Source organism: Mycolicibacterium litorale, from assembly GCF_010731695.1.
In the GTDB taxonomy this organism is placed as follows: Bacteria; Actinomycetota; Actinomycetes; order Mycobacteriales; family Mycobacteriaceae; genus Mycobacterium; species Mycobacterium litorale.
Window position 1 is genome coordinate 3,238,961 of the sequence record NZ_AP022586.1, and the last position, 19,912, is coordinate 3,258,872.

General features: G+C 69.2%; 24 protein-coding genes. 5 read left to right on the forward strand and 19 right to left on the reverse strand.

Translation table 11 applies throughout. The features are described from left to right. The first annotated feature begins 7 nt into the window (after positions 1-7). The 4 genes from G6N30_RS15390 to G6N30_RS15405 are packed head-to-tail and all read left to right on the forward strand — an operon-like array spanning position 8 to position 3,689. The gene (locus G6N30_RS15390; RefSeq protein ID WP_134054209.1) at positions 8-934 is read left to right on the forward strand and encodes a class I SAM-dependent methyltransferase; all 927 of its coding nucleotides are present in this window, start codon (positions 8-10) and stop codon (positions 932-934) included. Between the two features lie 9 nt (positions 935-943). Further along, positions 944-1,843: a class I SAM-dependent methyltransferase gene (locus G6N30_RS15395; RefSeq protein ID WP_134054211.1), complete on the forward strand. Its 900-nt coding sequence runs from the start codon at positions 944-946 to the stop codon at positions 1,841-1,843. Positions 1,844-1,848: 5 nt separating this feature from the next. Continuing rightward, on the forward strand, positions 1,849-2,772 hold the full coding sequence (locus G6N30_RS15400; RefSeq protein ID WP_134054213.1) for a class I SAM-dependent methyltransferase: 924 nt from the start codon (positions 1,849-1,851) through the stop codon (positions 2,770-2,772). Between the two features lie 8 nt (positions 2,773-2,780). Next, positions 2,781-3,689, forward strand: a complete 909-nt coding sequence (locus G6N30_RS15405) for a class I SAM-dependent methyltransferase (protein WP_134054215.1) — start codon at positions 2,781-2,783, stop codon at positions 3,687-3,689. A 30-nt stretch (positions 3,690-3,719) separates the two neighbouring features. Here the strand turns inward: G6N30_RS15405 and sppA are convergent, their stop codons facing one another. Beyond that, a complete protein-coding gene (gene sppA / locus G6N30_RS15410; protein WP_134054217.1) occupies positions 3,720-5,504 on the reverse strand; it encodes a signal peptide peptidase SppA in 1,785 nt (594 codons plus the stop codon). Between the two features lie 58 nt (positions 5,505-5,562). Here sppA and G6N30_RS15415 point away from each other — a divergent pair, with 58 nt between their 5' ends. Next, on the forward strand, positions 5,563-6,489 hold the full coding sequence (locus G6N30_RS15415; RefSeq protein WP_134054219.1) for an LLM class flavin-dependent oxidoreductase: 927 nt from the start codon (positions 5,563-5,565) through the stop codon (positions 6,487-6,489). A 10-nt stretch (positions 6,490-6,499) separates the two neighbouring features. Here the strand turns inward: G6N30_RS15415 and G6N30_RS15420 are convergent, their stop codons facing one another. From G6N30_RS15420 to G6N30_RS15505, 18 genes are all read right to left on the reverse strand, one after another. Then, positions 6,500-8,137 (reverse strand): HNH endonuclease signature motif containing protein, encoded by a 1,638-nt coding sequence (locus G6N30_RS15420; RefSeq protein ID WP_163687604.1) that lies wholly within the window; start codon positions 8,135-8,137, stop codon positions 6,500-6,502. A gap of 84 nt (positions 8,138-8,221) precedes the next feature. Continuing rightward, positions 8,222-9,106, reverse strand: coding sequence for an AraC family transcriptional regulator (locus G6N30_RS15425; RefSeq protein WP_134055320.1), 885 nt, complete (start codon positions 9,104-9,106; stop codon positions 8,222-8,224). Between the two features lie 45 nt (positions 9,107-9,151). Further along, entirely contained in the window at positions 9,152-9,895 is a 744-nt protein-coding gene (locus G6N30_RS15430; protein WP_134054223.1) for an SDR family oxidoreductase, read from the reverse strand. 135 nt (positions 9,896-10,030) lie between these two features. Continuing rightward, positions 10,031-10,480, reverse strand: a complete 450-nt coding sequence (gene rplO, locus G6N30_RS15435; protein WP_134054225.1) for a 50S ribosomal protein L15 — start codon at positions 10,478-10,480, stop codon at positions 10,031-10,033. Positions 10,481-10,484: 4 nt separating this feature from the next. Further along, positions 10,485-10,664 carry a 50S ribosomal protein L30 gene (rpmD, locus tag G6N30_RS15440; RefSeq protein ID WP_011854818.1) on the reverse strand — a complete coding sequence of 60 codons (180 nt, stop codon included), beginning with the start codon at positions 10,662-10,664 and terminating at the stop codon, positions 10,485-10,487. 2 nt (positions 10,665-10,666) lie between these two features. After that, complete coding sequence (gene rpsE, locus G6N30_RS15445) at positions 10,667-11,338, reverse strand: 30S ribosomal protein S5 (protein WP_134054227.1); 672 nt, start codon at positions 11,336-11,338, stop codon at positions 10,667-10,669. A 31-nt stretch (positions 11,339-11,369) separates the two neighbouring features. Further along, on the reverse strand, positions 11,370-11,783 hold the full coding sequence (rplR, locus tag G6N30_RS15450) for a 50S ribosomal protein L18 (protein WP_134054229.1): 414 nt from the start codon (positions 11,781-11,783) through the stop codon (positions 11,370-11,372). Between the two features lie 2 nt (positions 11,784-11,785). Then, positions 11,786-12,325 (reverse strand): 50S ribosomal protein L6, encoded by a 540-nt coding sequence (rplF, locus tag G6N30_RS15455; protein ID WP_134054231.1) that lies wholly within the window; start codon positions 12,323-12,325, stop codon positions 11,786-11,788. Between the two features lie 13 nt (positions 12,326-12,338). Continuing rightward, positions 12,339-12,737 carry a 30S ribosomal protein S8 gene (rpsH, locus tag G6N30_RS15460; RefSeq protein ID WP_011558445.1) on the reverse strand — a complete coding sequence of 133 codons (399 nt, stop codon included), beginning with the start codon at positions 12,735-12,737 and terminating at the stop codon, positions 12,339-12,341. 92 nt (positions 12,738-12,829) lie between these two features. Continuing rightward, positions 12,830-13,015 (reverse strand): type Z 30S ribosomal protein S14, encoded by a 186-nt coding sequence (locus G6N30_RS15465; RefSeq protein ID WP_066836739.1) that lies wholly within the window; start codon positions 13,013-13,015, stop codon positions 12,830-12,832. 4 nt (positions 13,016-13,019) lie between these two features. Next, complete coding sequence (gene rplE / locus G6N30_RS15470; RefSeq protein ID WP_134054233.1) at positions 13,020-13,583, reverse strand: 50S ribosomal protein L5; 564 nt, start codon at positions 13,581-13,583, stop codon at positions 13,020-13,022. Position 13,584: 1 nt separating this feature from the next. Beyond that, positions 13,585-13,902 carry a 50S ribosomal protein L24 gene (rplX, locus tag G6N30_RS15475; protein WP_134054234.1) on the reverse strand — a complete coding sequence of 106 codons (318 nt, stop codon included), beginning with the start codon at positions 13,900-13,902 and terminating at the stop codon, positions 13,585-13,587. After that, on the reverse strand, positions 13,903-14,271 hold the full coding sequence (gene rplN / locus G6N30_RS15480; RefSeq protein WP_011558441.1) for a 50S ribosomal protein L14: 369 nt from the start codon (positions 14,269-14,271) through the stop codon (positions 13,903-13,905). Positions 14,272-14,472: 201 nt separating this feature from the next. Beyond that, positions 14,473-15,855, reverse strand: coding sequence for an amidase (locus G6N30_RS15485; RefSeq protein WP_134054236.1), 1,383 nt, complete (start codon positions 15,853-15,855; stop codon positions 14,473-14,475). Further along, positions 15,852-17,333, reverse strand: a complete 1,482-nt coding sequence (locus G6N30_RS15490) for a permease (protein WP_134054238.1) — start codon at positions 17,331-17,333, stop codon at positions 15,852-15,854. The genes G6N30_RS15485 and G6N30_RS15490 overlap by 4 nt, the downstream gene beginning before the upstream one ends. Positions 17,334-17,512: 179 nt before the next feature. Continuing rightward, on the reverse strand, positions 17,513-17,941 hold the full coding sequence (locus tag G6N30_RS15495; protein WP_134054240.1) for a RidA family protein: 429 nt from the start codon (positions 17,939-17,941) through the stop codon (positions 17,513-17,515). After that, complete coding sequence (locus G6N30_RS15500) at positions 17,931-19,487, reverse strand: gamma-glutamyltransferase family protein (RefSeq protein ID WP_179965639.1); 1,557 nt, start codon at positions 19,485-19,487, stop codon at positions 17,931-17,933. The genes G6N30_RS15495 and G6N30_RS15500 overlap by 11 nt, the downstream gene beginning before the upstream one ends. Positions 19,488-19,528: 41 nt before the next feature. Continuing rightward, positions 19,529-19,885 carry a Rieske (2Fe-2S) protein gene (locus G6N30_RS15505; RefSeq protein WP_134054244.1) on the reverse strand — a complete coding sequence of 119 codons (357 nt, stop codon included), beginning with the start codon at positions 19,883-19,885 and terminating at the stop codon, positions 19,529-19,531. Positions 19,886-19,912 lie beyond the last annotated feature (27 nt).

A 19,912-nucleotide genomic window follows, 5' to 3' on the forward strand; every position in this document is an offset into this window, starting at 1 on the left:
TCAATCGATGGCACGTACCGACAACGACACGTGGGATCTGGCGTCGAGCGTCGGCGCCACCGCCACCATGGTGGCCGCCGCCCGCGCCGTGGCCTCCCGCCAGCCGGATGCAGTGATCGACGATCCGTTCGCCGAACCGCTGGTGCGCGCGGTCGGTGTCGACTTCTTCACCCGGCTGGCCACCGGCGACATCAAGGCCACCGACCTCGACCCCGACGCCTCCGGCGGCGCGGGCAACATGGATCGCTTCGCCGACGGCATGGCGGCCCGCACCCGGTTCTTCGACGACTTCTTCTCCGACGCCGCCGACGCCGGGGTCCGCCAGGCGGTCATCCTGGCCTCCGGGCTGGACTCCCGCGCCTACCGGCTGCCGTGGCCCGCGGGCACCGTGGTGTTCGAGATCGACCAGCCCGACGTCATCACGTTCAAGACCGACACCCTGGCCCGGCTCGGCGCACAGCCGACGGCCGACCGGCGGACGGTTCCGGTGGATCTGCGCGACGACTGGATCAGTGCGCTGGAGGCCGCCGGGTTCGACCGAGCGAAGCCGACCGCGTGGATCGCCGAGGGCCTCTTCGGCTACCTGCCGCCCGAGGCGCAGGACCGGCTGCTCGACCAGATCACCGAGATCAGCCCGGCCGGTAGCCGGGTGGCCGCCGAGGGCGTGGTGAGTTCACCGGATATGGACGAAGACGAGATCCGCGCACGCATGCAGGCGGTACGCGAGCAATGGCGTCAGTTCGGGTTCGACCTCGACTTCTCCGAGCTGGTCTACACCGGTGAACGTGCCGAGGTGGCCGAGTACCTGGGCGCCAGGGGTTGGCAGACCGACAGCATCACCGCCACCGATCTGCTCGCGAAGTGTGGGCTGCCGTCCACCGAGCACGGCAGCGCCAACTTCGCCGACGTCCGCTACGTGACCGCGGTCAAGTAGGAGCGCGCGATGGCACGCAGCGACGCCGACAGCTGGGACCTGGCGTCGAGCGTGGGCGCCACCGCGACGATGGTCGCGGCGGCCCGCGCCGTGGCGAGCCGGGAGCCCGACGCGCTGATCGACGATCCGTACGCCGAGCCGCTGGTGCGGGCGGTCGGGGTGGACTACTTCGTCAAACTGCTCGACGGCGAGATCACGCTGGAGCCGGACAACGAGGCGATGCTGGCGGTGATGACCGACGTCATGGCGGTCCGGACCCGGTTCTTCGACGACTTCTTCCTGTCCTCGGGGACGCGGCAGGCCGTCATCCTGGCGTCGGGCCTCGACGCGCGCGCCTACCGGCTGGCGTGGCCGTCGGGCACGGTGGTCTACGAGATCGACCAACCCGAGGTGATCGAGTTCAAGACCCGCACGCTGGCGAGCCTGGGCGCCTCCCCCGCCGCGGAGCTGCGCACCGTCGCCGTCGACCTGCGCGACGACTGGCCACGCGTCCTGCAGGACCACGGATTCGACCCGTCGGTTCCCACCGCGTGGATCGCCGAGGGGCTGCTGATCTATCTGCCGCCCGACGCGCAGGACCGGTTGTTCGACAACATCACCGCACTCTCGGCGCCGGGCAGCAGGCTGGCCACCGAATTCCACCCGGATGCCGGGGCGCGGATCGGCGCGAGTTCAGCGCGTATGAGTGAAGAGTGGCGGCGCCACGGACTCGACCTCGACATGGCCGACCTCTTCTACGACGGTGACCGCAACCCCGTCGTCGACTACCTGCGCGCGCAGGGCTGGGATGTCGACGCGCGCAGCCGACCCGACATGTTCGCCCACTACGGGCGCCCCTTCCCCACCGGTGAGGAGGTCGAGGCCTTGCGCCAGTCCCTCGCCGTGACCGCGATCAAGAATCAGGAGTGAGGCACATGCCGCGCACAGAAGGTGACACCTGGGATCTGGCGTCCAGCGTGGGCTCGACGGCGACGGGGGTCGCCGCGTCCCGCGCGCTGGCGTCGAAACAGCCCGACCCGTTGATCAACGATCCGTACGCCGACCCGCTGGTGAAGGCTGTCGGCCTGGAGCACTGCAACCGGCGCGCCGACGGCGAGATGCACGTCGAGGGCCACCCGATGCTCGACAACCGGCGGGCCTGTGAACAGATCGCGGTCCGGACGCGGTTCTTCGACGACTTCTTCGCCGCCGCCACCGGAGGTGGCAATTCCACCGATGCCTGCGCGGCCGGTATCCGTCAGGCGGTGATCCTGGCATCCGGGCTGGACACCCGCGCCTACCGCCTGGACTGGCCGGCGGGCACCGTGGTGTTCGAAGTGGATCAGCCCGAGGTGATCGAGTTCAAGACCCGGACGTTGGCCGATCTGGGCGCCTCCCCCGCCGCCGAGCTGCGCACCGTGGGGATCGATCTGCGCGACGACTGGCCGACGGCGTTGCGCGACAGCGGTTTCGATCCGGGCGTGCCGACGGCGTGGATCGCGGAGGGGCTGTTGATCTACCTGCCGCCCGAGGCGCAGGACCGCCTGTTCGACAACATCATCGAGCTCTCGGCGCCGGGCAGCCGGATCGCCACCGAGAACATGGACTTCGGCGGTTCGGCCGAGGCCTGGCTGGACCGGGTCAGCGAGTGGTCGAAGCGCGTGGGCTCTGACATCGATCTGCGGGATCTGTTCTACACCGGCGAGCGCACTCCCGCCGGGGCCTACCTGGCCGCGCGCGGATGGGAGACCGCTGTGCGGACCTCCGCGCAGGCGTACGCTGCCAACGGGTTCGAGTATCCCGAGGAGCTCGCCGCCGTGGCCGCCGATTCGGGGTATCTCACCGCGATCTTGAAGTGAGGTAGCCGATGGCCCGCTCCGAGGGCGACAGCTGGGATCTGGCGTCGAGCGTCGGCGCGACGGCCACCATGGTGGCGGCGGGCCGTGCGGTCGCCAGCCGCGATCCACGCGGGCTGATCGACGATCCGTTCGCCGCGCCGCTGGTGCGCGCTGTCGGCATCGAATTCTTCACCAAGGTCGCCGACGGGGACTTCGACTTGACCGCGCTCGATCCCGATACGGCCGTGAGCATGCAGGCCCGCATCGATGAGATGGCGCTGCGCACAAAGTTTTTCGACGACTACTTCCTGGACTCGACCGCGGCGGGGGTACGTCAGGCGGTGATCCTCGCCTCGGGTCTGGACTCGCGGGCCTACCGGTTGCCGTGGCCCGCGGGCACCGTGGTCTACGAGATCGACCAGCCGGCGGTGATCGAGTTCAAGACCACGACGCTGGCCGGTATCGGCGCCGAACCGACGGCGCAGCGGCGGGCGGTCGCGATCGATCTGCGTGAGGACTGGCCGGCCGCGCTGCGGGCGGCCGGCTTCGACGTCGAGGCGCCGACGGCGTGGTGCGCGGAGGGGCTGCTGATCTATCTGCCGCCCGAGGCCCAGGATCTGTTGTTCGACAACATCACCGCGCTCAGCGCGCCGGACAGCACGGTGGCCACCGAGTACGTGCCGGGCATCATGGACTTCGACCCGGAGAGGGCCAGGGCGGCGGCGTCGCAGATGCGCGAGTTCGGGCTGGATCTCGACATGCCGTCGCTGGTCTACCACGGCGAGCGCAGCCACGTGATGGACTACCTGACGTCGCTGGGCTGGGAGATGACCGGGCTACCGCGGGCGGACCTGTTCGCCAAGCACGGAGTGCCCCTCGTGGAGCACGACATGGATCCGCTCGGCGAGATCGTCTACGTCAGCGGCCGGTTCGCATGATCCCCCGGTCGCTTCGCTCCTGCCCGCCGGTCAGAACCGGTAGTTGCCGAACCACATTGCGCTGACACCGCTCACCGATCGTTCGGCGTGGTCGATCAGGTTCAGCACCGACCGGCCGACCAGCACGCCGAGCGCGTCCGGCAGTGATGCCGCCGCGGGCTGCGAGGACTGCTTCGGGCGCAGCATGTCCAGCAGCGAAGAGCCGGGGTAACCGACGATGCGGACGTCGGCGTCGGCGTCGAGTTCGGCCAGCACCTTGGCGCGGTTGACCGCGGTGCGCAGCCCACCCAGTTCGTCGACCAGACCGCGCTCCTTGGCGTCGGCGCCCGTCCACACCCGGCCGCGCGCGACCTCGGCGACGGCGTCGACCGACATCCCACGGCCTTGAGCGACGCGTTCGACGAAGTCGGTGTAGAACAGGTCGGCCTCGGCTTCGACGTGCGCCTGCTGTTCGTCGGTGAAGGGCGAATTGGCAGACCAGGCATCGGCATTGGCGTTGGTGCGCACGGAATCCGAACCCACCCCGAGCCGGTCCTTGAGTTCGCGGGCGACCAGTTTGCCCGTGACCACACCGATGGATCCGGTGATCGTGCCCGCGTTGGCGACGATCGCGTCGGCGCCCATCGAGACGTAGTAGCCGCCGGACGCGGCGACCGCACCCATGGAGGCGACGACGGGCGTGCCGCCCTCCCGGGTGCGCAGCACCTCGCGCCAGATGGTCTCCGAACCGGTGACCGATCCGCCGGGGCTCTCGACGCGCAGCACGATCGCCGAGACGTCCTTGTCGGCAGCGGCTTCGCGCAGTGCGGCGGCGATGGTGTCGCCACCGGCGCTCGAATTCCCGCCGACCGGCAGCAGGCCGGGGCCGCCGCGGCCGCTGACGATCGGGCCGTGCAGGGTGACCACCGCGATGGTGGGCTTGGCCTTGCGGCCGGGAATGGACGGGCCCGCGCCGGGAGCGGTGGCGCGGGCGTAGCGGGACAGGAACAGCCGGGGCGGCGCATCGGGGCCGTCGGCGTTCTGCGGCGTGATCCCCTCGGCGCCGGTGAGTTCGGCGATGCGGGCGTAGGCCTCGTCACGGAAGCCGATGCGGTCGACCAGCCCTCCGGACACCGCGTCGTCGCGCAGCAGCGGGGCTTTGTCGGCGAGCGCGTCGACGGCTGCCGCGTCGAGGTTGCGGGAGCCCGCGACGGCGGCGAGCACCTGCTGGTTCAGGCTTTCGATCAGCCGGCTGTCGGCTTCGCGGTGGGGTTCGGTGTAGCTGTCCTGGGTGAAAAGGTTTGCAGCCGACTTGTATTCGCCGCGGGCGGTGAACTGGGCCTGGATGCCGGCCTTGTCGAGGGCGTCGCGCAGGAACAGCGCGCTGGTGGCGAAGCCGACGAGTCCGACGGTGCCCGACGGCTGCATCCACACCTCGCGGAACGCCGAGGCCAGGTAGTAGGACAGCGTGCCGGGATAGGTCTCGGCCCAGGCGACCGACGGTTTGGCGGCGCTGAAGGCGGCGATGGCGTCCCGCAATTCCTGAACGGGCGCGGCGGGTGCCGCGGGGATCTGCACGCGGGCGATCAGGCCGGCGACGCGGTCGTCTTCTGCCGCGCGGTGGATGGCGTCGACGGCCTGGCGGAGCACCATGGGCCGTCCGCCGGACGAGATCATCGCCAGCGGATCGAATCCGCTGGTCTCCGGCGGCACCGACATCAGGTCGAGTTCGAGCACGCATCCGTTGGGGATGCCTTTGTGGCGGGCGGTGTCGACCCGCCGGACGATGGCACGCATGTCGTCGGCGCCGGGGATGCCGGGCAGGAAGGCGAACATGTGACCGAGGGTACCGGCGCGCGGCGGTGCGCCGGTCGGACCGTCGTACCGTGGTCACGTGCGGTTCTCGATCTCGATTCCCCAACGCGACCCCGACGGCTTCGACGCCGACGGGGTGAAGAGTTATCTGGCCCGGGCCGAGGAGCTGGGGTTCGAGGGCGGCTGGGTGTTGGAGCAGCCGATCGGGCCGACGCCGCTGATCGCGCCACTGGAGCTGCTGGCCTATGCGGCGGCGTGTACGACGCGTCTGCGGCTCGGGGTGGGGGTGCTGGTGTCGTCGCTGCACGATCCGTTGCAATTGGCGTCGTCGGTGACGGCGGTCGACCGGCTCAGTCACGGGCGGCTGGATGTCGGGGTGTCCCCCGGCGGCGGGCGGCGGAAGTTCGCGGCGTTCGGGGTGGCGCCGGAGACGTTCATCGGCTCGTTCACCGAGGGGCTGACGCTGATGAAGGCGGCGTGGTCGGACGAACCGCGGGTGACGTTCCACGGCCGGTTCCGCGATGTCGACGATCTGCCGATCCAGCCGAAGCCGGTGCAGCGTCCGCACCCGCCGATCTGGTTCGGCGCCAACGCTCCGGCGGCGCTGGCCCGTGCGGTGCGGCATGGTGATGCGTTCCTGGGTGCGGGCTCGTCGACCACCGAACAGTTCGCCACGGCTGTGCATACGGTGCGCCGTGAGATCGATGAACAGGGCAGGGACGCAACGCGATTCCAGATCGGCAAGCGGGTGTACCTGATGGTCGACGATGATGCGGAGCGGGCGCGGGAGCGGGTGATCGCCGGGTTGCGCCGCATCTACGGCGACATGGCCGGGATCGAGGCGGTCCCGGTGTCGGGCACGCCCGACGAGGTGGCGCGCGGTTTGCGTGAGGTCATCGATGCGGGCGCGCAGATGGTGCTGTGCAACCCCGTTGGCGAGACAGTCGCCGAGGACCGCGAACAGATGGAACGCCTGGCCGCCGAGGTGCTTCCGCAACTCGGCTGACGAACCCGCGTCAGAACGGTGGGGGTTTGTTGCGTTCGGCGACGAAGTCGTCGTTGAGTCGGCGTTCGGCGTCGATGCGGTAGCGGCGGTCCTGCGCTCGGGTGCGGCGGCGTTTGGGCATCATGAGGCCGCGGTTCTTCGTGGCGTCTGCGGTCTTCCCTTTCCGGGCCGTTGCCGTAGGGGTGCACAGGGTCGGGAACAGCAGCGCACTACCCGGGTGGGTGATGTGGGTCTGCCCGCTCGGTGAGGTCCAGATGACGGTGCCGTCGGCGAGTTGTTCGTCGCGCCAACCGGTTTGGCCGGTCCAGAAGGTTTTGAGCAAGTGATGCTTTCGACACAGGCATTTCAGGTTGGACGCACTCGTCGGCCCGGCCGGATACGGCACGGTGTGGTCGATGTCGCAGAGGGTTGCGGGTTTGTCGCAGCCGGGGAAGCGGCAGGTCAGGTCGCGGCAGCGCACGAAGTCCTGCAGCGCGATCGAGGGCCGGTAGTGCGGTTCGGGTGCGGCGTCGCCGGGGCGGCGGAGTTGGCGGATCTTCGCCCGGTCGAGGAATGCGGGCAGTACCACCGGGCTGAGCACCCCGCCGCCGATGACGAAGGCCGACGCGGGGGTGGGTGAAGGTGCCGGCGGTTGGGGCTCCGGGTCGGCCGAGACGCCGTCGTGTGCCACAGCTTCCGGCCCATCTGCGGGTGCATCGTCGTCGGCGTCGACAGGATTGCACTCCGCCGAGAAACCAGCCTCCGGCTCGGTGTCCGGCTCCGCAATAGCGTTGCCCTCGACAGGCGCCGTGGCGGCCGCAGCCTCACCCCTCTGGGCCTGGTCCAGTGCGTCTTGGGTGGTGATGACGTGGATGATCAGGTTGGGTGCGGGGCGGTCGAGGGTGCTGGCCGGGCAGTCGGGGTTGTCGCATTCGCACCGCAGGGGCTTTCCAGTGGACAGGGCGGCGAAGGCGTCGTTGCGGCGTTCTTTGACGGTGCGCGGATCATCGGGGCACACCGCGTGCGCCATGGCGTTGATGTGCTGTTCCAGCGCCACTCCGTCGGGGCTGTACATACGGGCGTAGACGGTGGTGAAGCCGGGCGCGTCGGTGGGGTTACCGAATTCCAGGTCGCGGGTTTGGGTGGTGGGTTCGCGGCGGCGCAGGGCCGCCGGATCATGGATCTCCACCAGCGCGTCGATAGCGGCTTCCGTCTTGGCTTGCGATTTGGGTCCCCAGCAGGTGACCTGTTCAGCCAGGGCGGCGTCCACGGCGGCCAGCGCGTCGGGGTCGGTGATCAGATAGGTGCGGTAGACGATGGCGCGGATCAGCAGATCGCTGATCGACCCTTGTTCGAACAGGGCCGCCACTTTCGGCAGCCGGTCCCCCAGCAGGACGCCACGCTGGGTCTGGGTTTGCGCGAGGCGGTCGGAGATGTTGTGCGCGGCGGCCAGTTCACTGAACACAGAGGTTTCGGCGTCGATGAACCAGTTCTCCCGCTCGGCGGCGTCGTCGAGACCGGTGCGGCGCCGAAACACCTCGGCCATCGCGGCCAACTTGCGCGCCGCTGCTGCGGATTCGACGCGTCCCCACCCGGCTGACGCGGCGACCAGTTCCGCGTCGCTGAGCGCGCGGAAGTCGCCGATCCCGGGCAACGAACCATCGAACATGCGTTTGATTTTGCCACGCGCCCATGACACGCGTCCGAACCGAAAGCCCTTGCCTGTGAATGCAATCGCCGCTGGGGATAGATCTCAACCCGAGCGCGCGAACTCACGCGGTGACGACCCCGTCATCCGCGTGAACGCGGTGGTGAACGCGCTCGCCGACAGGTAGCCCGTCCGGCGCGCCACCTCCGTCATCGACACGTCCTCATTGCGGAGCATGTCCTTCGCCAGCGCCATCCGCCATTGCGCCAGGTATTGCATCGGAGGCATTCCCAGTGTGCGACTGAATCTCTCGGCGAAGACAGCCCGCGAGACGCCCGCCGCCCGGGCGAGCCGCTCCACGGTCCACCCCTGCGCCACGTCGGCGTGCAACTGCCGCAGCGCGAGCGCCAGGACCGGATCGGACAGTCCCGCGATCAGTCCCCGCTGCTCACCCCCGACTGGCGCGGTCCGCATCCGCATCGCCTCGACCAGCAGCACTTCCACGAGGCGCTCCAAGATCAGCCCGCACGGTGACGGAGAGTCCGTCTCACCGGCGATGAGCTCGACGATTCGGTGCAGTCGCACCGCCGCCGGCTCATCGCGGCGCACCAGCACGATCCGCGGCAGCAGCGGAGCCAGCAGAGACGCGTTGTCCCGTTCGAATCTGAAGTAGCCGCCCAACATCCGCATGGTCGCCGGACCGTCGGAGTCACCGTGTCGCACGTCCCGCGACGCCGGGGCCGCCACCACCGTCGTCGGTATGACATCGTGCCCGCTGGCCATGACGAAGCCGGGCATGTCCGTGAGAAACAGGAAGTCGCCCCCGCGCAACTCGATCGGCTCGTGGCCGTCGAGGCGGAGCACGCAGAATCCCTCGAGCATCACGCAGAACGCGGGGTCGGCGTAAGGCGTCTCGCGCACGCTCCACCCACCGGCACCGCTGATGATCTTCGACTCGACCGTCTTGGGCCGCAGCAGCGACACCAGCATCTCGACCGGCCCCAACCCGTCGTCAGGGTTCACACCCACAAACTATTAGGCCGAGGCAGCCAACGCCACCGCGTCCGCACCGGCCGGGAACCGAAGCTGCCCCGACGTGTCCGTCGCGGCACGCAGGACGGCGTCGGCGACGTCCTCCGCGGTGGTGACCGGCCCCGGGTTGGCGAATGATGCGAACACCGGCTCCGCGAACGCCGCATAGGCTTCGGGGATCAGCCCGTCCATGCGCTCGCTCCCATTGACCGCGAACCGCGTCGAGGGGCCGTAGCCAGGTTCGACGAGTTTCGCGTGAACGCCGAAGAATTCGAGTTCCAACGCGAGCGCCGCAGTGAAGCCTTCGACGGCCATCTTGCTGGCGGTGTAGACGGCGGTGAGCGGCATCGCGGCCAGCGTCACCGACGACGTCACGTTGACCACGACACCGGATCGGCGTTGGCGCATCTGCGGTACGACGGCCTGGGTCATCGCCATCACGCCGAAAGTGTTGGTGTCGAACAGCTCTCGGGTCAGTGACATCGGCGTCGCCTCGAAGGCGCCGACCGCACCGATGCCCGCGTTGTTGACCAGCACGTCGATGGGACCGCCGGCTGCCACCGCGGCGGAGATGCTCGCCGGGTCGGTCACGTCGAGCGGCAGCACGGTGAGCCGCTCCCCCGGCGCCAGCACCTCGTCGCGTGGGGTGCGCATGGTGGCGACGACGTTCCAACCCTCGGCGTGGAACCGCTGTGCGGTGGCCAGACCGTAGCCGGAGGAACAACCGGTGATGAGCACTGTCTTCATACCGGAAACGCTATGGCCGCGGAGACCCGGTGGAAATAACGCGGCGTCCGGGATTCTTCACCGATCGTCTGACAAGTCCTGGATACCAGAAGACCCCGGCACACCGAGGTGTGCCGGGGTCTTCCTGCGGACGTGTCAGGACAGCTCGGTGGCCGAACCGCCTGCCGCCGTGATCTTCTCGCGGGCGCTACCGCTGAACTTGTGCGCGGAGACGTTGACCGCCGCGCTCAGCTTGCCGTCGCCGAGCACCTTGACCAGCGTGTTCTTCCGAACGGCACCGGCGGCCACGAGCTCGTCGACTCCGACCTCACCGCCGTTCGGGAACAGCCGGCCGAGGTCGCCGACGTTGATGACGGCGTACTCGGTGCGGAAGCGGTTACGGAAGCCCTTGAGCTTCGGCAGCCGCATGTGGATCGGCATCTGGCCGCCCTCGAAGCCCGCGGGGACGTTCTTACGGGCCCCGGTGCCCTTGGTGCCACGGCCGGAGGTCTTACCCTTCGAACCCTCACCGCGGCCGAGACGCGTCTTGGCGGTCTTCGAACCGGGCGCGGGGCGCAGGTCGTGGAGCTTGATCGGTTGTGTCATCGTCTCAGACCTCCTCTACGACGACGAGGTGATGCACGGTCTTGATGAGGCCGCGGGTCTGCGCGTTGTCCTCACGGACCACCGACTGGCGGATCTTCCGCAAGCCGAGCGTGCGCAGGCTCTCCCGCTGGTTCCAACGCGCACCGATGGTGCCGCGGACCTGAGTGATCTTCAGTTCAGCCATGATTACGCCGACCCTTCACGTGCCGAGGACGCGGCGAGCGCGTCTGCTTCACGACGAGCCTTGAGCATGCGCGCAGGCGCAACGTCCTCGAGGGCCAGGCCACGACGGGCCGCGACCTCTTCGGGACGCTGGATCTGCTTCAACGCGGCAACGGTGGCGTGCACCACGTTGATCGCGTTGTCGCTGCCAAGCGATTTGGCCAGGATGTCGTGTACGCCGGCGCATTCCAGCACCGCACGCGCCGCGCCACCGGCGATCACACCGGTACCGGGGCTCGCCGGACGCAGCATGACGACGCCCGCGGCGGCCTCACCCTGCACCGGGTGCACGATGGTCCCGCCGATCAGCGGCACGCGGAAGAAGCCCTTGCGAGCCTCCTCGACACCCTTGGCGATGGCGGCCGGGACTTCCTTCGCCTTGCCGTAGCCGACACCGACCATGCCGTTGCCGTCACCGACGATCACCAGGGCGGTGAAGCTGAAACGCCGACCACCCTTGACCACCTTGGAGACGCGGTTGATCGAGACGACGCGCTCCAGGTAGTTGCTCTTGTCGCCACCGTCGCGGCCACGGCCGCCCCGGTCGTCGCGGCGGCCGCGACCATCACGGTCACCCCGTCCGCCCCGGCCGTCGGATGTCGCCGGCCCGGCACCAGTTGCCTGCTCGGCCATCATGCAGTCCTTCCAGTCTTGTACACGTCAGTCATCAGAACTTCAGCCCGCCTTCACGCGCGGCGTCGGCCAGCGCAGCGATCCGACCGCCGTAGGTGTAGCCACCACGGTCGAACACCACCTCTTCGATACCCGCCGCCTTCGCGCGCTCAGCGATCAGCTGACCGACACGCACGCTGTGCGCCTTCTTGTCACCGTCGACCGCCCGCACGTCACCCTCGATCGAGGATGCGGCGGCCAGCGTCGTGCCGGTGAGGTCGTCCACCAACTGTACGTGGATGTGCCGCGAGGAGCGGTTGACGACCAGGCGCGGCCGGTCTGCGGTGCCCGAAACCTTCTTGCGCAGCCGCGCGTGGCGACGGATGCGGTCGCGCCGGCGCGTCTGGGAGATGTTCGCCCCGACCGGCTTGTGCTGCTTGGTTGCATCAGCTTGTTGAGCAGTAGCCATGTCTACTTACCTGTCTTTCCGACCTTGCGGCGGATCTGCTCACCCTCGTAGCGCACACCCTTGCCCTTGTACGGGTCGGGGCGGCGCAGGCGACGGATGATCGCCGAGATCTGGCCGACCTTCTGCTTGTCGATACCCGAGATCGAGAACTTGGTGGGCGTCTCGACCGTGAAGGTGATGCCCTCCGGCGGCTCGATGACCACGGGGTGGCTGTACCCGAGCGCGAACTCGAGGTTGGCACCCTTGAGCGCGACGCGGTAGCCGACGCCGTAGATCTCCATCTTGGTGGTGTAGCCCTGGGTGACGCCCTCGACGAGGTTGGCCACGAGGGTCCGCGACAGCCCGTGCAGCGAGCGGTTGCGCCGCTCGTCGTTCGGCCGGGTCACCACGATGGCGCCCTCGTCGTCACGCGCCACGGCGATCGGCTCGGCGACATCCAGGGTCAAGGTGCCCTTGGGGCCCTTCACCGACACGTTCTGACCATCGATGGTCACGTCGACTCCGGCGGGAACCGGAACCGGCTGCTTTCCAATACGCGACATGTTTCCTACCCCCTCACCACACGTAGGCGAGGACTTCGCCGCCCACGCCGGATCGTGCTGCCTGACGGTCGGTGAGCAGGCCCGAGGACGTGGAGATGATCGCCACACCCAGGCCGCCGAGGACGCGGGGCAGATTGGTCGACTTCGCGTAGACCCGCAGACCGGGCTTGGACACCCGGCGCAGGCCGGCGATGCTGCGCTCACGGCTGGGGCCGTACTTGAGCTGAACCACCAGGGACTTGCCCACGCGGGCGTCCTCGGTGCGGTAATCGGAGATGTAGCCCTCGGACTTGAGGATCTCGGCGATGTTCGCCTTGATCTTCGAGTGCGGCAGAGTCACCTCATCGTGGTACGCCGAATTGGCGTTGCGCAGACGTGTCAAGAAGTCTGCGATCGGATCCGTCATGGTCATGACAGCCGGTTCACCTTTCTCGCGGCGGTTCCCAGTCCCGAGACTCGGGTTCCAGGGCCTTCCGCAACTGCTCTGTTAGTGGTTGGGCTGGCTTACCAGCTGGACTTCTGCACACCGGGCAGTTCGCCGGCGTGGGCCATCTCGCGCAGGCAGATCCGGCACAGACCGAACTTGCGGAAGACGGCGTGCGGGCGACCGCAGCGCTGGCAGCGGGTGTAGGCCCGCACTGCGAACTTCGGCTTCTTGTTGGCCTTGTTGACCAGTGCTTTCTTTGCCATTAGCTCAGTTCTCCTTGAAGGGGAAGCCCAGCGCCCGCAACAGCGCTCGTCCTTCGTCGTCGTTCGTCGCCGAGGTGACGACGGTGATGTCCATGCCGCGCGGGCGGTCGATGCTGTCCACGTCGATCTCGTGGAACATCGACTGCTCGGTGAGGCCGAAGGTGTAGTTGCCGGTGCCGTCGAACTGCTTGGGGTTCAGGCCGCGGAAGTCGCGGATACGCGGCAGCGCGATCGCGACGAGGCGGTCCAGGAACTCCCACATGCGGTCGCCGCGCAGCGTGACGCGGGCGCCGATGGGCATGCCCTCGCGCAGCTTGAACTGGGCGATGGACTTGCGGGCGCGCCGGATCTCCGGCTTCTGGCCGGTGATCAGCGCGAGATCGTTGACGGCGCCGTTGATCAGCTTCGCGTCGCGGGCGGCGTCACCGACACCCATGTTGACGACGACCTTCACGACGCCCGGGATCTGCATCACGTTGGCGTAGCCGAACTGCTGCTGCAGCGACTCGCGGATCTCCTCGCGGTAGCGCTGCTTCAGGCGCGGGAGGGTCTTCTCTGCGGTAGTCATCTCAGATGTCCTTGCCGTTGCGCTTGGAGACGCGCACCTTCTTGCCGGTCTCTTCGTCGACGCGGTAGCCGATGCGGGTGGGGTTGCCGTCCGAGTCGACGACCATCACGTTCGAGACGCTGATCGGCGCCTCCTGCGTGACGATGCCGCCCGACGACGCGCCGCGCTCGTTGCTCGAGACCGCGGTGTGCTTCTTGATGCGGTTGACGCCTTCGACCAGGACCTTGTTGCGGGTGGGGTAGGCCTGGATGACCTTGCCCTTGGCGCCCTTGTCCTTACCGGAGATCACCAGCACGGTGTCGCCCTTGTGGACCTTCATCTACAACACCTCCGGGGCGAGCGAGACGATCTTCATGAAGCGCTTCTCACGCAGCTCGCGGCCGACCGGACCGAAGATGCGGGTGCCGCGCGGGTCGTTGTCGTTCTTGATGATGACGGCGGCGTTCTCGTCGAACTTGATGTAGCTGCCGTCGGCGCGGCGGCGCTCCTTGACGGTGCGCACCACCACGGCCTTGACGACGTCGCCGCGCTTGACGTTGGCGCCGGGGATGGCTTCCTTGACGGTGGCCACGATGACATCACCGATGCCGGCGTAGCGTCGCGATGAGCCACCGAGAACGCGGATGCACAAGATCTCCTTGGCGCCCGTGTTGTCGGCGACCTTCAACCGCGATTCCTGCTGAATCACTCGATCTCCTGACCTGGTTATGTCTGCACGCCAGATACCGACCTGACGTACGCGGTCCTTGCTGTCACCGAAGAGCACGCAGGGCTGATCTGCGATGAGCGCTTGCGCGAAGAGCGTCAAGCATCGTCGATCGGCCGAGGTCTGCCCAAGGCAACCGTTTGATTCTAGGCGAGCACGCGCAATGCACCAAATCGGCGCTGATCAGCGGATGATCTCCTCGACCACGGCGGCTGCGGTCAGCACCAGCGCGTCGCTGTGGCGGTGTCCGACGATCTGCAGACCGACCGGCACGCCGGCCACGGTACCCGCGGGCACCGAGATCGCCGGTTGACCCGTGAGGTTGAAGGGAAAGGTGACCGCCAGCGCGCCCCAGTGGTCCACGGGCGTTCCCGCGATCTCGGTCGGCATCGGCCCCTCCGCGGGAAACGCGGGCACTTGGGTCGCCGGCAGGAGCAGCAGGGAGAAGCGTTCGAACGCCTCGGCGACGGTGGCGACCAGGCCGGCCCGCATCGCATGGGCGTCGGCGAGCGCATCGGCGTCCACGGCGGTCGCCGCCTCCAGGTATCCGCGCAGCGTCGGGTGGATGTCGGATCCCGCCGGGACGTCGCGCAGCTGGGAGTAGACGTCGGGCGCCGACAGCGTTCGGTACGCGGCGCCGCACCGCGGGTCGACGGTCAATCGTGCGGGCACCGCCTCGGCGCCGGTGGCCGCCAGGAATTTCTCCGCGGCGGTCCGCACCACCTCGGCGACCGCCGGATCGCACGGCGCGTTGCCCAGGTTCTCGGCGAAGGCGACGCGCAGTCGGCCCGGATCGGCGCCCAACCTGTCCTCGAAGCGCGGCGGGGCCGGCAGTGAGGCTCGATCGAACGGGTCCGTTCCGCATACGCAGTCGAGGAACCGGGCGGTGTCGCGGACCGTCCGGGTCAGTGCGCCGTAGTGGTCGTTGTCGGCGGCGCCGGCGTGCCGCGGTCCGCGGGGCACCAATCCGTATGTGGGTTTGAAACCCACCAGACCGCAGTAGGACGCGGGGATGCGCAGTGAGCCCGCGCCGTCGGTCCCCGTGGCGATGGGCACCATGCCCGCGGCCACGGCGGCCGCCGACCCGCCGCTGGAACCACCGGGGGTCAGCGCCGGGTTCCAGGGGTTGCGCGTGACCCCGTGCAGCGTGGACGCAGTGAACGAGGCGCGACCGAATTCCGGTGAGGCGGTCACCCCGATGGGGACGGCCCCGGCGCGGACGGCTCGGGTCACCAGCGTGCACGTGTGATCGGCGGTGCGGCCCGCGTAGAGCGTGCTGCCCATGGCGAACGGCCAGCCTGCCACCGGGTGAAGTTCCTTGACGCCCAACGGGACTCCGGCCATCGGCCCGGGATCGCCGCCGTCGGCGACGAGCCGGTCGACCGCGCTCGCCCGAGCGAGGGCACCCTCGGCGTCGACGTGGACGAAGGCGCCGAGCATGCGATCGCAGCGCTCGATCCGGTCGAGCGCTTCGGTGACCATACCGACCGCGGTCAGCTCACCGGACCGCACGAGCGCGGCCGTCTCGACGACCGTGCGACCTTGCGTCGCCAGGACCTCGGTCACAGCAGCACCACCGTCGCGATACCGGTGGCCACCACCAGTCCGGTGACCACCGGAATGAACAGGCGGCGCGCCAGATCCACGACCGGCACCCCGGTCAGGCCGGCGACCACGATCAGCGACGACCAGATCACCAGCGTGCCGCCGCCGGTCCAACTGGCTCCGTTCTGCGCGATCGCCGCCAGGGTGGCGACCTGGTCGGCGCCGTCTCCCAGCGAGGCCGCCAGCGATCCGGTGAACGGCAGACCCGGCCAGCCGTTGCCGTCCAGGCCGAGCAGCATTCCGACGATCAACATCGCGAACGCGGCGAACACCGGCGTATGCGGGATGTGGCCCTGCACGGCGGCGACGGCATCGAACAGGAACGCGGGCGCGTCGGCGTCGTCGGGCAGGCCGAGGATGCCCGCGGAGTAGTCGCCCAGCCCGATGTAGACGAAACCGGCCACCGGGATCACCATTCCCATGGTGCGGAAGGAGAACGCGATGCCCTCGGTGAAGTGGTTGCCCACGTCCTCGAGCCACCCTCTCCGGTTGGCGATCACCGAGATCGCGACCAGTGCGAGGGCAGCCGTCCCGCCCACCAGTGGCGCGCCCAGCCCTTCGTCGACATCGGGTACGAGCGTGGTGAACCGGCCGAGCAGCATGAACGCGAGCAGGCCGGCGAACAGCACGGGGATCGCGATCGCGACCAGCAGGGCTTTCGACTTCGGCTGCGGCACAGTATTTTCGGTCACTGGCGGGCTCAGCGTCGCCACGGCGGCTTCGGACACCTCCCCCGCCGGGGCGGGCGACCCGAAAGGCCGACGGGGGCCGGTGGCGGCGGCGCCCACCTCCGCGGCCGCATTCGGGTCGGTCGTCTTGGTGCGCACGTCGCGGAAGTAGGCGATCGCCAGCGCCACCGCGCCTGCGATCAACGCGATGAGCGTCGCCCGGTCGGCGATCATCCGCGCTGGCACATCGGCGCCTTCGGCGGAGAGCGCCGGAGCCACGCCCATGATGTAGTCCGAACTGAGGGCCATCCCCTGACCGGCGATGGCGATCGCCAGCGCGGCGCCCAACACCGGCAGACCGGCCCGCACCGCGGCGGGAAGCAGGATCGCGGCGATCAGGGGTAGCACCGGCGTCGGCCAAAAGGCCAGCGACAACAGGAAAGTGACCACCGCGAGCACCAGGTAGGAGATATGGCCGTTGCGGAACAGGCCGCTCAACGGACGGATCATGACGGCGTCGGCGCCGAGTCCGCGCATGGCTCCGAGCATCGCGGTGACCAGCGCGATGATGATGAAGATCGGGAGAAGCTCACGGGTTCCGCTGATGGCGGCGTTGAAGACCGCGCCGAGACCGGTGGTGACACTCCCCTGGTACACCAGACCGGTGACAAAGGTGGCGATGATGGCCGGCGCGATGACGTTCTTCTTGGCCACCACGGTGCCGATCAGAATGACCAGGCCGAGCAGGTAGACCCAATGAGCTGCGGACAAAGGGGTTCACATCCAATCGGACTAGGGCTGTCGCTTATCTGTAGCCCATGTAACCCTATGGCAGTCAGGAGTTTTCGCAATTCGAACCGATTGCTCCGACATCGGTCACCTCAACCTGCACACCATCCGGAGATGCGGTTCGTGCACTGTGTCTGTTGCCTTTTCGACGTGTCACACGCTCACCGCACAGCGGCGATGAGATCGACCTCGAGCGGCGCACCCGACGGCAGCGACTGCACACCGATCGCGGCCCGCGCCGGGAGCCCGCAATCGCCCAGCGCTGCACGCAGGGCTGCCGAGGCGCCGTCGGCAACGGCCGAGAGCTCGTGAAAGGTTGCCGCGCAGGCGATGTACACCGTCATCCGCAGGCAGCGGATGGCTGCCGCACCCGGCGCTACCGACCGCACCGCCGCCAGCGCGTTCTCCGCGGCGATCCCCGCCGCGGTGTAGGCCTCCTGTGCCGACACCGACGCACCGACGACGCCGCGCAGCACCAGTTCGCCGCCGCGACGCGGGGTCATCCCCGCGGTGTAGACGATGCCCTCGTGCAGGACCGCAGGCCGGTACTCGCCCTGCGGGACGGGTTCTGCGACAGGGTCAGTCGACACCGATCGCCACCCCCTCCTGACGGGGATCGGCCGCGCCGCTCAGCACGCCACGGCTGTCGCGACGGATCACCTGTGCGCTGCCGCCGGCGCCGAACTCCGGCTGGACGACGACGCGATGCCCCATCTCCTGCAGCCGCGCTCGGGTCGCGTCGGGGATCGTCGCCTCGACGCGCAGCTCGTCGGGTTGGCCGATGACGTCGGCATCGGATCCGGGGAACACGGTGAACCGCGGCGCCGACACCGACTCGGCCGGGTCGAGCCCGTGGTCGAACAGATGCGAGATGAGCTGCATGTTCCACTGCACCTGGCCGTCGCCTCCGGGAATGCTGCCCAGGGCGAGCAGTTCGCCGCCGGCTCCGGTGGCGATCCAGGCGTTGAGGGTGTGTAACGGCTTGCGGCGCGGGGCGACCTCGTTGGGATGCCCCGGCACGAGGTACGCACCGCGCCCGAGCCGGTTGTTGAGCACCACCCCGGTGCCCGGCACCACGACCTTCGCCCCGAACGTGAAGCCGAGCGAATGGATGAAGCTGACCGCGCGGCCGTCGGCGTCGACGGCGACGGTGCAGGTGGTGTCACCGTCGCGCACGGCGAACGACAGCCGCTCCTCGGCGCGGGCCGTCAAGGCCCTGCGTTGTTGTTCGATCCTGTTGTGCTCGAGCACATTCCGCGCACCGGACCCATCGCTTGCGCAGAGCGCGAAGCGGTCCTGGAATGCCAGCCGGGCAGCCCGCGCCATCCGGTCGATCGCCTCGGCACTCAGCCACGACTCCGCGCCGACCGCACCCTCGCACAGCGCGGCCTGGTGCAGCACCATCCAGCCTGGGGTCGGCAACGGTGTCTGGTGGACGATGGTGCCGGCGTAGCCGCCGGTGATCGCGGGCTCGGGTGTGGCGACGGCCGCGGCAGCCCATTCGTCGCCGCTGAACGGCGCGCCCGCCGCACGCAGCATCGCCACGGCACGTTCTGCGAATTCGCCGGTGTAGAAGTCGGCCGGGTCGTCGGCCAGCCGCCGGATGGTGCGCGCCAGCGCGGGCTGAGGCAGCCTCTCGCCGACGTGCGGCGGGCGGCCACCGGGGGTGTACACCGCGGCCAGCTCGGCGTCGGCGCGGACGGCATCGAACGCTTCGCGTACGTCGGCCGCGGTCTTGGCCGAACACGGCAGGCCGCGTTCGGCGGTGCGCGCGGCGGGTTCCCACAATTCGGGCAGCGGTCGCGTCGCCCCGCCGGCGTGCAGGGCGGCCAGCGCCGCGGGTGCGCCGGGGACCGTGACCCCCAGTGCCCCGTTCAGGGGGATCGTCGAAAGGCCACGGTCACGGTAGAACTCGGCAGTGCCACCGTCGGGGCCGAAACCGGATCCGCCGACGGTCCAGACGCGGCCGTCGGGCTCGTAGACGATGGCGAACGCGTCACCGCCGATGCCGCACTGTCCGGGCAACGTCAGCCAGGTGACCGCCGCCATCGCCAGGGTCGCGTCGATGGCGTTACCGCCGTCGGCGAGCACCCGGGCTCCGGCGAAGCTCGCGGCGGGGTGACTGGAGCTGACCATCGCACCCGCCGACAGCGCGGGCGGCCGCGGCGGGGCGGTCACTACGCGCCCCGGCGGGCCCGGCGCCGCGGCCCCTCGGGGACGTCGTCGGCGGTGACGCCCACGAAGATCTCGCCGTCGCGCTCCTGCACCGGATAGGTCTTGATGGGTTCGGTGGCCGGCGGGCAGATCGGCTCACCGGTCTCGAGGTCGAACGCGCTGCCGTGGCAGGAGCAGCCGATGCCGTCGTCGACGAGCTTGCCCGACGACAGCAGGCAGTCCAGGTGCGTGCAGTAGTTCGACGTCGCGTAGGCCTTGCCGTTCAGGCGGGCCACCGCGAATTCGTGGTCGTCGGCGAAGAACCGCCGCACGATCCCCTCCGGCACCTGGCCGGACCGGGCGACTCGCTTGAATTCCATTTCTGCTCCGTAGTTTCCGGCCGCGTC